The organism is Streptosporangium sp. NPDC051023 (genome assembly GCF_040689595.1).
Taxonomy (GTDB): Bacteria; Actinomycetota; Actinomycetes; order Streptosporangiales; family Streptosporangiaceae; genus Streptosporangium.
Window position 1 is genome coordinate 18,938 of sequence record NZ_JBFBCE010000010.1, and the last position, 12,473, is coordinate 31,410.

Sequence of the window (12,473 nt, forward strand, 5' to 3'; positions counted from 1 at the left end):
CACAGGCGGGTCCCTCTCGCCGGGCCGATAATCTCGGTGCATGACCGCTTCCGCAGCCGCCCTCGACACCATACGTTCCGAAGTGGATCGCTCTCTCAGGGAGTTCGTCGACCGGCAGCGTCCCCTGATCAGCGCGCCCGAGCTGGCCCCGCTGGTCGCCGCGGCCGAGGAGTTCCTCGCGGGCGGCAAACGGCTGCGGCCCGCGTTCTGCTACTGGGGCTGGCACGGCGCGGGCGGCGGCGACGACCCCGCCCTCTTCGCCGCCGCCGCCTCACTGGAGCTGCTTCAGGCCAGCGCCCTCGTGCACGACGACGTGATGGACGCCAGCGACCTGCGCAGGGGCATGCCGTCGGCGCACCGAAGGTTCCAGGCGATGCACGAGAAGGCGGGCTGGCGCGGCTCGGCGGAGCAGTTCGGGGAGGGGGCCGCCATCCTGCTGGGCAACCTGCTGCTCATCTGGTCAGGCGAGATGTGGCGCGGCAGCGGCCTGCCCCCCGCCTCGCTGGTCGCGGCCCAGCAGGTCCACGACCACATGCGCACCGAGCTGATGTGCGGGCAGTACCTCGACCTGCTGGAGCAGGCACACGGCGAGAACACCTTCGAGAGCGCGCTGCGGGTCGCCCTCTTCAAGAGCGGCAAGTACTCGGTCGAGCAGCCACTCAGGCTCGGCCTCGTGCTGGCGGCGCGGGCGCACGAGCCGTGGATCGACCGGCTCTGCGAGGAGTACGGCCGGTCCGTCGGCATCGCCTTCCAGCTCCGTGACGACATCCTCGGGGTGTTCGGCGACCCCGCGGAAACAGGGAAACCCGCGGGGGACGACCTTCGGGAGGGCAAGCGGACGATGCTCATCGCCCGCACGCTCGCTGCGGCCTCCCCCGTCCAGGCCAGGACGGTGAACGACACGCTCGGCGACCCCGACCTGAACGCGACCGGAGTCGACAGGCTGCGCCTGATCATCGAGGAGACCGGAGCGCTCACGGCGTGCGAGGACATGATCAAGAACTATGTCGACGACGCCCTGAGCTCACTGAGCGACGCCCCGATCACCCCGCAGGCCCGTACGGCCCTGGCCGAGCTGGCCGTGGCCGCGACGTCCCGCCGCACCTAGGTCCTGGCGGGACGTCCCGTCAGGACCTAGGTGCGGCCGGACCGGCCCGGCGGCCGGACATCGGTGCTCCGGCCACAGGCGAGAGGTCCGGCGACCGGCCGCCGGGGCCTCACCGCCCTGGTTGGACGGGCCCGGCGGCCAGGCGCCGCTTGAACTCCTCGGCCGCGGCCTTCGGGTCGTCGGCCTCGGTGATGGCCCGCACGACCACGACCCGGCGTACGCCGTACGACATGACCTCGTCCAGGTTGGACAGGTCGATGCCGCCGATGCCGAACCAGGGCCGCTCCGTGGCCAGCGCCGCCGCGTGCCTGAGCAGCGCGGGGCCGGGAGCGGTCCTGCCCGGTTTCGTGGGCGTCGGCCAGATGGGGCCGCAGCAGAAGTAGTCGACTCCCGGCTCGACGGCCGCGGCGGACGCCTCCTCGGGGGCGTGAGTGGAACGCCCGATGAGGATGTCGTCGCCGAGCATGTCGCGCGCGACCCGCACCGGCAGGTCGTCCTGGCCGAGGTGAAGCACGTCGGGGCGGGCGGCGTAGGCGATGTCGGCCCTGTCGTTGACCGCCAGCAGCCTGCCGTGGCGGTCGCACGCGTCGCGGAACACCTCGAGGAGGGCGAGCTCCTCCCGTGCCTCAAGACCCTTCTCGCGCAGCTGGACGATGTCAACGCCGCCCGCCAGGGCGGAGTCGAGGAAGTCCGCCAGGTCTCCCCGGTCGCGACGCCCGTCGGTGCAGAGGTAGAGACGTGCGTCAGAAACCGAGTGCCTGGGCACGTCTCTTGACCTCGGTGTGGCGGCCCGCGACGATCGCGTCCACCGGGGACCCGGGAAGGGTCTCGTCTGGAGTGAACAGCCAGCGGAGCGACTCGACGTCGTCATATCCGGCGTCGAGCAGCACGGTGAGCGTGCCCGGCAGCCCCTTGACGACGTCGTCCTTCGCGAGGAACGCGGCGGGAACCTGTGGCTCGCCCCCGCCCCTTCGCACTCCGATGAGCTTGCGGTCCTTGAGAAGTTGCTTTGCGCGACCGGCGCTGAGGTTGAGCCTTCTGGCCACCTCGGTCAGGGTGAGCCACTCGCCCACCAGCTGGTCGGTCTCCCGGTCGATCTGCGCAACAGAAAGCGTCACGAATCCACCACTACCACATCGTGCCCTTCGCCAAACACCTGGCGGCGAGGTTACGCCGCCGTGCAGTCGCGCAACGCTACCGCAGGGTCGGCCAGGCGATCGACGGCGAGGCGCTGACCGCCCTCGATGAGACGACGTCCCTGGAGCAGGTCGCGGGGGCGGTTCACCGCGAGCACGGCGGCCAGCCTGCCGTCCTCGCCCACCCAGCAGGCTCCCCACTTGGCGTCGGCGGCCGGGTCGCCGCGCAGGACGAGGCGCTCGCCCTCGTGGTGTCCGGCATACTGCACCATGTGCCCGAACTGCTCCGACCAGAAGTAGGGAACCGGGTCGTAGACCGCGTCGCCGCCCATGAGCGCGGCCGCGGCCACCTCGGGGGCGCCGAGCGCGGTGTCCCAGTGCTCGACGCGCAGGCGGCGGCCGTACCGGCGCGACCACCAGGCGGCGCAGTCGCCGACGGCGACCACGCCGGGTATCGAGGTGCGCAGGTGCTCGTCGGTGACGACTCCGTTGCCGAGTTCGATGCCGGAGCCCGCGAGCCACTCGACGGCGGGCCGCACGCCCACACCGGTGACGACCACGTCGGCCTCGATCCTGGATCCGTCGGCCATGGTGAGGCCGTCGTGGTCGACGGAGGCGACCGGGACACCCAGGCGCAGACCGACGCCCGCCTGGCCGTACCAGCAGGCGGTGTGCGCGCCGACGGGACCGAGGGCCGCCGACAGCGGCTGGCCCGCCGCCTCGACGACGGTCACCTCGCAGCCCGCCCTGCGGGCGGCGGTCGCGACCTCGGCACCGATCCAGCCCGCGCCGATGACGGCGACGCTGCTGCCCGCGACGAGCCGGGCACGGAGCTCGAGCGCGTCGTCGATGGTGCGCAGCACGTACTGCGCGCCGTCGCCACGCAACCGGATGGGGCGGGCACCGGTGGCGATGACCAGCCCGTCGTAGGCGATCTCGCCCTCCGTGGTCTCCACCACGCCGGGACGCAGCCCCTTTGCGGCCACACCCGCGTGGAAGTCGACCTCCAGGGCGTCGAGATCGGAGTCGACGATCGTGGAGTCGGTCTCGCCCAGCAGGACGGACTTCGACAGCGGAGGGCGGTCGTAGGGACGGTGCGCCTCCTCGCCCATCAACGTGATCGTGCCGGCGAACCCTCGGGCTCGTAACGCCTCGACACTGCGCACGCCGGCCAAGCCGGCGCCAACCACCACGACATGATTCACAACTCACGAGCCTAAGCGGCCAGGCCGATCCTCTGCCATTAGCTGTTTGATAACGAAAACGGTATTTAGCTCGCATCCAACGCAGTGAGGGTGTTCTCCCAGCCTTAAGGTAGGAGCGAACAGACGCGCGGGAGCCCGGAACGCATCGGGCTGAGAGGAGGGCTACGGAGCGACGAGGGTCGAAGCGAGCCAGTTGACGTGCGAGAACACCGTGCCGGATGGCACGGGAACAGCACGGATCCCGGCGGCGGCGATCCCAGGCGCGACCGTAAGCGGGCCCTCGACCGCCACGAACCTGATCCGGGTCATGCCGGCGAAGGGAGCGGAGCACGAATGTCACACCACTTCGACGTACTCGTCATCGGCGGGGGCGTCGCCGGGCTTTCCGTGGCGTGGCGCGCAGCCAGGCGGCACATGCGGGTCGCCGTGGTCGATCCCGCTCCGGGCTCCGGGGCCTCACACGCGGCCGCGGGCATGCTGGCGCCGGTCAGCGAGGCGACCTACACCGAGGAGCCCCTCCTGCGTCTCGGCCTCGCCTCCCTCGCGAGGTGGCCCGCCTTCGCCGCCGACCTCCGCGAGGACAGCGACCTCGACATCGACTACCGCGCCGACGGGACGCTCGACGTCGCCTTCGGCGCGGACGACCTGACCGCGCTGGACGAGCTGGCGGCGTTCCTCGACAAGCTCGGGCTGCCCGCGGAGCGCCTCACCGGGCGCGAGTGCCGCCGCCTTGAGCCGATGCTCGCGCCGTCGGTGCGCGGCGGCCTGCTGGCGGGCGAGGACGCCTGGGTCGACCCGAGAAGGGTCGTCAGGGCGCTGCTGGCCGCGCTGGCACGCCGGGGCGGCGCGCTGGTGCGCTCCCGCGTGGCCGGGCTCGAGACGGACGCGGGAACGGTCGGCGGAGTACGGCTGGCGACCGGCGAGACCATCGGCGCCTCCCGGGTCGTCCTGGCCGCCGGAGCCTGGTCGGGAACGCTGGAGGGGCTGCCGCCGGAGGCGGTTGTGCCGGTGCGGCCGGTCAAGGGGCAGATCATGCGGCTGCGTTCCCCCTCGCCGATCCTGCGGCGCTGCGTGCGCGGCGTGGTGCACGGCTCCTCCGTCTACCTGGTGCCGCGCGGCGACGGCGAGGTGGTCGTCGGGGCGACCCAGGAGGAGATGGGTTTCGACACCCGGGTGACGGCCGGGGGGCTGTGGGAGCTGCTGCGCGACGCGCGGGAGCTCGTCCCCGGCGTCACCGAGCTCGAGATGGCCGACGTGGTCGCGGGCCTGCGCCCTGGAACCCCGGACAACCTGCCGCTGGTCGGCCCCACGACCCTGCCGGGCCTCTCGCTGGCCACCGGCCACTACCGGGGCGGGGTCCTGCTCGCGCCGCTCACCGCCGACCTCTTCCTCGACGAGTTCCTCGACGAGGCGGACGGCGAGCTGTCGGCGATCTGCTCTCCACTGCGTTTCCAGGAGCATCGATGAACGTGACGATCAACGGCGCCGCTCACGAGCTGCCCCCAGGGGCGACCGTGACGCAGGCCGTGCAGAGGTTGACCGAGATCAGGAGCGGCGTGGCCGTCGCGGTGAACGACGAGGTCGTCTCGCGCGGCGCGTGGGACTCGACGCCGCTCGCCGAGGCGGACCGGGTCGAGGTGCTCACCGCGGTGCAGGGAGGGTGAAGGACATGAACGACGATCTGCTCCTCGGGGGGGAGAAGTTCTCCTCCCGGCTCATCATGGGCACCGGGGGTGCTCCCTCGCTGGACGTTCTGGAGCAGGCGCTGGCCGCCTCCGGCACCGAGCTGACCACGGTCGCGATGCGGCGCCTCGACCCGTCGGCGCGGGGTTCCGTGCTCGACGTGCTGAGCAGGCGCGGCATCAAGGTCCTGCCGAACACCGCGGGCTGCTTCACCTCGGGTGAGGCGGTGCTGACCGCGAGGCTGGCCAGGGAGGCACTGGAGACGAACTGGGTGAAGCTGGAGGTCATCTCCGACGAGCGCACCCTGCTGCCCGACCCCATCGAGACCTTCGACGCCGCGGAGCGGCTGGTCGCCGACGGCTTCGTGGTGCTGCCCTACATCGGCGACGACCCGGCCCTGGCCCGCAGGATGGAACAGGCGGGCTGCGCGGCGGTGATGCCGCTCGGCGCGCCGATCGGCTCGGGGCTGGGCATCAGGAACCCGCACAACATCGAGCTCATCGTGGAGTCGGCGAACGTGCCGGTGATCCTGGACGCCGGGATCGGCACCGCCAGTGACGCGGCGCTGGCGATGGAGCTCGGCTGCGACGCGGTGCTGCTGGCGACCGCGGTGACCAGGGCACACCGGCCCGACCTGATGGCCCAGGCCATGCGTTCCGCGGTCGTCGCGGGCCGCCTGGCCAGGTCCGCGGGACGAATCCCCCGCCGCCGCTACGCCGAGGCGTCCTCTCCCATGGTTCCGTAGAAAACAGCCAACTTCTCCGCATCGGTTTCGAACACGGCGACCCTGTGAGCGCCAAATCGCCCGTAAACTCTGCCGGGTGGACACGACGCTTACGGATCCCCTGGTCGGGAAACTCCTCGACGGGCGTTACCGCGTCGAGTCCCGGATCGCCCGGGGCGGGATGGCGACCGTATACCTGGCTCTGGACGTCCGGCTCGACCGCACGGTCGCCGTGAAGGTGATGCATCGCTCCCTCGCCGAGGACCCCACCTTCGTGCGCAGGTTCATCGGCGAGGCCAAGTCGGTGGCGAGCCTGTCGCACCCGAACGTGGTGCACGTCTTCGACCAGGGCACCGACGGAGGCAACGTCTACCTGTCGATGGAGTACGTGCCGGGACGCACCCTGCGCGACGTGCTCCGCTCACGGGGCAGGCTGCCGGCTCGCGAAGCCCTGGAGGTCATGATCCCGGTGCTCGCCGCGCTGGGCGCCGCCCACCAGGCCGGGCTGATCCACCGGGACGTCAAACCGGAGAACGTGCTGCTCGCCGACGACGGACGGATCAAGGTCGTCGACTTCGGCCTGGCCCGTGCGATCGAGGCGACGAACCAGACGCGCACGGGTGTCATGATCGGCACCATCGGCTACATGTCGCCGGAACAGGTGACCTCCGGTGCCGCGGACGCCCGCAGCGACGTCTACTCGGCCGGGATCATGCTGTTCGAGCTCGTCACGGGGCGCCAGCCGTACGAGGGCGAGACCCCGATGTCGGTGGCCTACCGGCACGTGCACGACACGGTGCCCGTGCCCTCCGCGCTGCTGCCGGGCACCCCGCCGCCGCTGGACGCGCTGGTGGCCCAGGCGACGGCGCGCGACCCCGCGATGCGCCCTGCGGACGCGACCGCGCTGCTGGTCGCCGCGGTCGAGGCGCACCGGACGCTGCCCAGGGACAGCGGTCCCGCGCCCGCCGCCCCCACCGGGCCTCAGCAGGGCCCCGCCGCCGCGCCCGCCGCGGTCAACGCCAACCACACCCTGATCCAGCCGCGCGGCGACCTGCTCACCGGCCCGGCCGCCGATCTGAACCCGCCCGTCCCCAAAGCGCGGAGCGGTTTCAGGCCGAACTGGTTCGTGGTCTCCCTGGCCGTGGTGATGGTGGTCGCGGTCGGGGTAACCGGCTGGCTGTTCTCCCAGAACACCTCGATCACGGTGCCCGTGCTCGTCGGCAAGAACATCAAGGTCGCCGAGAGCGAGGCCAGAGGGCTCGGGTTCCTCGTCGAGATCGGCAAGCCGGAGAACGACGAGAAGGCGCAGAAGGGCAACGTGATCCGGACCGAGCCGGTGGCGGGCACAGAGACGGACAAGCAGGCCAAGCTCGTCCTGATCGCCTCCGACGGCCCGAAGCGGATCGCCGTGCCCAACGTGGTCGGCATGAGCGAGGCCGAGGCCAGGTCGAAGCTGGCCGAGGCGGGACTGACCGTCGACGACGTCAAGAAGCAGCCCAGCGACACCGTGCCCCGCGGGCAGGTGATGCGGACCGTCCCCGCCGTGGGGAACCGGGTCAGGGAGGGCAGCAAGGTCGACCTGATGATGAGCGCGGGCCTCGTCGCGCCCGATGTCAGGGGCATGCCCCGCGACCAGGCCGACGCCTTCCTGCGCGGCGCGGGATTCCTGCCCGAGTTCGTCGAGCAGACCGACACCGCCCAGCCCTGCACGGTCATCGCCCAGGACCCGCAGCCGAACGCGGAGACCGACAAGGGGGCGGCCATCAGGCTGACCCTGTCGCTGTGCAACAACCCCCAGTGGCACTGGCCCTGGGAGATCAACAACAACACCGTGCCCGGTGACAACAGCCCAGGACAGACCCTCGTCATCGTCCCCAACGTGATGTTCAAGGACGTCAAGGCGGCCCGCGAGGAGTTGCGCGCCGCGGGGATGAAGGTGAGCGTGCGCAAGGGGATGGGCAGAGGCAGGGTCCTGGCCCAGCGCCCGCCCGGTGGCCAGCAGGTCCCGTCCGGCACCGAGGTGACCCTCTGGCACTGACCGGGAACCCGCGGCCCCCGGAGGTCAGGCGCCGCTGAGGAAACCGTGCAGGCGGACGCGGGCGAGGCCCCCGTCGGGGTGAATGTCCACCCTGACGTGGGTCGCCACGGGGGCGTCCTCGATGCGGAAGCGGTGCGGGGTGTCCGGCTGCAGGCGGGTCCTGGGCAGCAGTTCGAACCAGGTCTCCCCATCCGCGGTGCCACTGAGGGAGACCTCGGCAGGAGCGTTGAAGAGCAGGTTGGCCGTGTCGATCTCGGCGAGCTTGACGACGCCCGGGCCCGCGAGGCCTCGGTCCAGACGGCCGTCAGGCCGAGCTGGAGGGAGGAGATCCCGCCCCAGGCCGCGGCGAAGTCGGGCACCTTCAGCTCGGGGGGCGAAGGCGAGTGGTCGGAGACGACGCAGTTCAGGACGCCGTCCGTGAGCCCTCGCCAGAGTTCGTCGCGGTTGGCCGAGGAGCGGATCGCCGGGCAGCACGGTCCTGCGGGACCGGATGACCGGGTCCGCCATGTCCTGCTCCCGCATGTCTTCCTCCTTCGGTACCGGTAGGACCTTGGTGCCCGTCAGAACGCCCACGTCAGAACGCCCGGGTCAGAACGCCCGGGTCAGAGACGCGTCTGTGCGATGGTGCGTGCGAGCCGTTCGAGCAGCGGCCCGGCCTCGGACACGCACAGGGCCCGGTCCGGCTCGATGTCGGTGAGCGCGTACGCGGCGGTGATGCCCGCGGCGGCCAGCTCCTCCTCGCCGAGGGCGCGCAGCCCGCACACCGCGACGACCGGGACCCCCGCCTTCGCCGCGGCGGCCGCGACCCCGGCGGGGGCCTTGCCGCGCAGGGTCTGCTCGTCGAGCGCCCCCTCGCCGGTGATGACGAGGCGGGCGCCCTCAATCCGCTCGTGGAAGCCGAGCAGGTCGAGCATGTACTCGATGCCTGGCCTGAAGTCGGCCCGCAGGAAGGCCAGGGCGGCGAAGCCCGTTCCCCCCGCCGCGCCCGCGCCCGGCTGGGCCGCGACGCCCATGGGACGGACCACGCCGTCGTGCTCGATGGCGCCGAGCAGGCCGTGGGTGTGCGCGGCGACGGCGGCGAGCCTGGCCAGAGCCCGCTCCAGGAGCTCGACGTCCTCGGGGCTCGCGCCCTTCTGCGGGCCGTAGACGGCGGCGGCGCCGTACGGGCCGAGCAGGGGGTTGTCCACGTCGCCCGCCACGACGAATTCGACGTCGCCCACGGCGGCGAGCCCGGACTTGTCGATCTTCTCCAGGCCGCGCAGGGCCGCGCCACCGTCCGGCAGCTCCTGCCCGTCGGCGTCCAGGAAGCGAACGCCGAGGGCCCGCATCATGCCCGTGCCGCCGTCGGTCGAGGCGCTGCCGCCGAGGCCGAGCACGATCCGCCGCGCGCCGCGCCGTATGGCGTCGGCGATCAGCTCGCCGGTGCCGTACGTGGTCGCGGTGAGCGGCGCGAGCCCGGCGCCCCCTTCCCCGTCGGCCGGCAACCTTCGCAGGCCGGACGCCTCGGCCAGTTCGACGACCGCGGTCGGCCCGTGCTCGCCCGCCCCGGCGTCGCGCCAGGCGTACGCGGCACGGACCGGGTTCCCCGCGGGACCGGTGACGTCGGCCTCGACGCGGGTTAACCCGGCCGCGACGGCCGCCTCGACGGTGCCGTCACCGCCGTCCGCGACGGGCAGCTCGACCGTGGCGACGCCGGGGCCGAGCCCCCGCGCCACGTGCGCCGCGACCTCGGCCGCGGTCAGTGACCCCTTGAACTTGTCCGGGGCGATGACGACGTGGCCCGACGACTGAGACAACCCTGCTCCCTGATGTGAAAGGCACGCCCGCCCCTCCTACGGGCGGACGGCGGCGCGTGCCGGGGTCCGGCGAGATGAAGGACCATCATCACACCTGCCCCGAGGACGCCGCCTTGCGGGCGGCGGCGAGCCGTACGGCGTCGAGGATCTTCTCGTAGCCGGTACAGCGGCACAGGTTGCCCGCCAGGGCCTCGCGGATCTCGTCGTCGGAGGGCAGCGCGATCCGCTCGATCAGGTCGTGGGCCTGCACGAGGAGGCCGGGGGTGCAGAAGCCGCACTGTACGGCCCCGCACTCGATGAAGGCCTCCTGGAGCGGGTCGAGCCGGTCGCCCTCGGCGAGTCCCTCGACGGTGCGGGTGAGCAGTGCGGGGTCGAGCCCGGCGTCCCAGTCGAGCTCGGCCGCGAGGAACTCCTCGGCGGCCGTCGCCCTGCGCGGCGTCGGGGCGGCCGAGCCGATGCCGGTGCCGACCCGCCGCTCGCCGGGATGGAGCGCGATCGCGAACGAGCAGACGGCGATCACCATGGCGTTGCGGGTGCCCACCTTCGAGAAGTACTGCGGACCGCCCGCCGGTCGCATCCAGAACGCCCTGATCAGCTCGTCGGCTTCAAGGGCGCTCCGCTTGACGCCGAGGTAGAACTCGCCCGCCGGGATCATCCGCACGCCGCGGGCGGCGGACTCGACCTCGACGACGGCGTCCCCGGCGAGCAGCGGCGGATGGCTGTCGCCCGCGGGCGAGGCGGCGCCGAGGTTTCCGCCGACGGTGCCCCGGTTGCGGATCTGCGGTGAGCCGACCGTGCGCGCGGCCTGCGCCAGGCCGGGCAGCGCGTCCCCCAGCTCGGTGATCACCCGCGTGTACGAGACGCCCGCGCCGACCCGCAGCCTGCCGTCCTCCTCCAGGCTCCAGCGGCCGAGCTCGGCGACCCGGTTCAGGTCGAGCAGCGCGGCCGGGCGGCGGACGTCGAAGTTCAGCTCGACCATCATGTCGGTGCCGCCCTGGATGGGAGCCGCCTCCGGCCGCGAGGCCTTCGCCTCCAACGCCTCCGCCCACGTGGCGGGCCGCAGGAAGTCCATCGTCACTCCCAGGCGAAACCGGCGCCGGGGGCGGCGGCGTCGAGCACGGTGCCCTCGATCAGCCCGTACGGGCGGTCGGCCGCGTAGAACACCTCGTTCGGGTTGTCGAGCCCGAACGGCGTCAGGTCCACCAGGAAGTGGTGCTTGTTCGGCATCGCCAGTCGCACCTCGCAGATCTCCCCGCGGGTCTCCAGCACCCGCCTGCCCATCGCGTAGAGCGTCTGCTGCAGCGACAGGCTGTGAGTCCCGGCGAACGCCTCCAGGAGGCATCGCCGTACCTCACTGTATGACGTGCCGAAACACCCCTCCGCCGACAGGTGCCGCCACCGGGCGGAGACGGCGGTCGCCAGGACGCGGTCGTGGGTCGGCGCCAGGGTGGTGTACTCATCGCGGATGAATCCGGAGAACTCCGAGCCGGTCGAGTTGAGCACGACCAGGTCCTCCAGGCCCGAGGTCACGGTGGTCCCGCCGTCCCGGTCGTGGTGGACGACACAGGTGCGCACCTCCCCGCCGGAGCGGACGAAGGAGTGCCGCTCGCCGGGTGGCCTCGAGTCCTCTCCCTCCCCGATGCGGTCCCAGAAGTACTCCTCGATCTCCACGCGGGCATGGTGGATCGACGGCTGGGAGTCCACGTAGTGGCGGGCCAGCAGGAGCGCGAAGTCCTCGATCTGGTCGACGCCGTGCTTCCTGGCGAGGGCGTAGACGGTGTTCTTCTGCGTGTCCGTCGGCAGGACGGCGGCGTTGTCGCCGGTCAGGTGGGCCTCCTCCATGGCACCCGAAAGCGCGGAGCTGACGTTGACGTCCTTGATGTGGTGGACGCCGCCGTCCCTGACGACGCGGACGAGCCTGGTCTCCGCCTTGCCGTAGCGGTTGGGTCCGAGAACGACGGTCATGCCTAACTCCCCCGGTAGGTCGAATACGCGAACGGGCTCAGCAGCAACGGCACGTGACAGTGCTCGCCGGGGTCGCCGACCGAGAAGTCGACCGAGACCTCCGGATAGAAGGTCTCCGTGGCACGGGCCGCGAAATAGCCGCCGGTGTCGAAGACCAGCCGGTTGGCGCCCGCTCCCGGCGTCCATCCGCCGATCCGCCCCTCCGCGTCGGTGACTCCCTCGGCCAGCACCTGTCCCGCGTGCTCAAGCCGTACGGCGACGCCCGCGGCGGGCCTGCCGAGCGCGGCGTCCAGGACGTGTGTGGACAGACTCATGCGATCATCTCCAGCGCCTCCAGCAGCTTGGCCAGGCGCAGCCGGGTGATCCCGGCCAGCTCGGCGAGCACCGCCCGCCCCGCGCCCTCGACGCTCGACTGCTCGTTCATGGACCAGGACGATTCCCTGCCGGGTGTGCGGCCGGCGTTGGCCCCACGCTCTCCGATCCGGGGGTGGGCGGCCAGCGCCAGCCTCACGTCCGGCCAGGCCAGGCCGCGCACGACGGCGTCCGCGGTTGCGGCGAGCTCCGCGGGATCGCGGTAGGGGCGCCGCGCGGCGACGTCGCGGGCGAAGACCGGGCAGGCGCAGCACGCCAGCAGCTCGGTCTCGGCCGCGGCCGCGCCGAGCGCGTTGAAGACCGCCAGCCCCGCCTCCGCGGGGTTCACGTTGGGCATGTGAGCAGTACACACACCGGGGCCGCAAAGGATCCAGCAGCGAGAACTCCCAAGTGGGACAAAGGTTTTCCCCTCGTTTTCGTGTCATGCTCCAAAGCGGGCGCCGACG

The 12,473-nt window shown here is 72.1% G+C and carries 15 protein-coding genes and 1 pseudogene; 5 read left to right on the plus strand and 11 right to left on the minus strand.

The window, feature by feature from the left end; genetic code table 11:
* Positions 1-40 precede the first annotated feature (40 nt).
* Entirely contained in the window at positions 41-1,108 is a 1,068-nt protein-coding gene (locus AB0395_RS08865) for a polyprenyl synthetase family protein (RefSeq protein ID WP_366278434.1), read from the plus strand.
* A 109-nt stretch (positions 1,109-1,217) separates the two neighbouring features.
* Here AB0395_RS08865 and thiE read toward each other — a convergent pair whose 3' ends face one another.
* From thiE to AB0395_RS08885, 4 genes are all read right to left on the minus strand, one after another.
* The gene (thiE, locus tag AB0395_RS08870; RefSeq protein ID WP_366278436.1) at positions 1,218-1,874 is read right to left on the minus strand and encodes a thiamine phosphate synthase; all 657 of its coding nucleotides are present in this window, start codon (positions 1,872-1,874) and stop codon (positions 1,218-1,220) included.
* Positions 1,852-2,226 carry an Rv2175c family DNA-binding protein gene (locus tag AB0395_RS08875; protein ID WP_271218493.1) on the minus strand — a complete coding sequence of 125 codons (375 nt, stop codon included), beginning with the start codon at positions 2,224-2,226 and terminating at the stop codon, positions 1,852-1,854. The genes thiE and AB0395_RS08875 overlap by 23 nt, the downstream gene beginning before the upstream one ends.
* A gap of 50 nt (positions 2,227-2,276) precedes the next feature.
* Positions 2,277-3,449 (minus strand): FAD-dependent oxidoreductase, encoded by a 1,173-nt coding sequence (locus AB0395_RS08880; protein ID WP_366278439.1) that lies wholly within the window; start codon positions 3,447-3,449, stop codon positions 2,277-2,279.
* A 162-nt stretch (positions 3,450-3,611) separates the two neighbouring features.
* Complete coding sequence (locus AB0395_RS08885; RefSeq protein WP_366278441.1) at positions 3,612-3,758, minus strand: hypothetical protein; 147 nt, start codon at positions 3,756-3,758, stop codon at positions 3,612-3,614.
* 24 nt (positions 3,759-3,782) lie between these two features.
* On the opposite strand from AB0395_RS08885, the gene thiO reads away from it, so the two are divergent.
* From thiO to pknB, 4 genes are all read left to right on the plus strand, one after another.
* Positions 3,783-4,916: a glycine oxidase ThiO gene (thiO, locus tag AB0395_RS08890; protein WP_366278443.1), complete on the plus strand. Its 1,134-nt coding sequence runs from the start codon at positions 3,783-3,785 to the stop codon at positions 4,914-4,916.
* Complete coding sequence (gene thiS / locus AB0395_RS08895) at positions 4,913-5,113, plus strand: sulfur carrier protein ThiS (RefSeq protein WP_366278445.1); 201 nt, start codon at positions 4,913-4,915, stop codon at positions 5,111-5,113. The genes thiO and thiS overlap by 4 nt, the downstream gene beginning before the upstream one ends.
* A 5-nt stretch (positions 5,114-5,118) precedes the next feature.
* Positions 5,119-5,877, plus strand: a complete 759-nt coding sequence (locus tag AB0395_RS08900; RefSeq protein WP_366278447.1) for a thiazole synthase — start codon at positions 5,119-5,121, stop codon at positions 5,875-5,877.
* A 76-nt stretch (positions 5,878-5,953) separates the two neighbouring features.
* Positions 5,954-7,894 carry a Stk1 family PASTA domain-containing Ser/Thr kinase gene (gene pknB / locus AB0395_RS08905; RefSeq protein WP_366278449.1) on the plus strand — a complete coding sequence of 647 codons (1,941 nt, stop codon included), beginning with the start codon at positions 5,954-5,956 and terminating at the stop codon, positions 7,892-7,894.
* Positions 7,895-7,918: 24 nt separating this feature from the next.
* Here pknB and AB0395_RS08910 read toward each other — a convergent pair whose 3' ends face one another.
* From AB0395_RS08910 to AB0395_RS08940, 7 genes and pseudogenes are all read right to left on the minus strand, one after another.
* Positions 7,919-8,233 (minus strand): hypothetical protein, encoded by a 315-nt coding sequence (locus tag AB0395_RS08910; RefSeq protein ID WP_366278685.1) that lies wholly within the window; start codon positions 8,231-8,233, stop codon positions 7,919-7,921.
* A pseudogene (locus AB0395_RS08915) lies at positions 8,173-8,367 on the minus strand (allantoinase); the annotation flags it as partial. The gene AB0395_RS08910 and the pseudogene AB0395_RS08915, both read right to left, overlap by 61 nt.
* A 129-nt stretch (positions 8,368-8,496) precedes the next feature.
* The gene (locus AB0395_RS08920) at positions 8,497-9,690 is read right to left on the minus strand and encodes a glycerate kinase (protein ID WP_366278450.1); all 1,194 of its coding nucleotides are present in this window, start codon (positions 9,688-9,690) and stop codon (positions 8,497-8,499) included.
* Positions 9,691-9,778: 88 nt separating this feature from the next.
* Entirely contained in the window at positions 9,779-10,762 is a 984-nt protein-coding gene (locus AB0395_RS08925) for an FAD binding domain-containing protein (protein WP_366278452.1), read from the minus strand.
* Between the two features lie 2 nt (positions 10,763-10,764).
* Positions 10,765-11,655: a factor-independent urate hydroxylase gene (gene pucL, locus AB0395_RS08930; RefSeq protein ID WP_366278453.1), complete on the minus strand. Its 891-nt coding sequence runs from the start codon at positions 11,653-11,655 to the stop codon at positions 10,765-10,767.
* 2 nt (positions 11,656-11,657) lie between these two features.
* Positions 11,658-11,969, minus strand: coding sequence for a hydroxyisourate hydrolase (gene uraH, locus AB0395_RS08935; RefSeq protein WP_366278455.1), 312 nt, complete (start codon positions 11,967-11,969; stop codon positions 11,658-11,660).
* Positions 11,966-12,364 (minus strand): 2-oxo-4-hydroxy-4-carboxy-5-ureidoimidazoline decarboxylase, encoded by a 399-nt coding sequence (locus AB0395_RS08940; RefSeq protein WP_366278457.1) that lies wholly within the window; start codon positions 12,362-12,364, stop codon positions 11,966-11,968. Before AB0395_RS08940 ends, uraH begins: the two co-directional genes overlap by 4 nt.
* Positions 12,365-12,473: the final 109 nt, after the last annotated feature.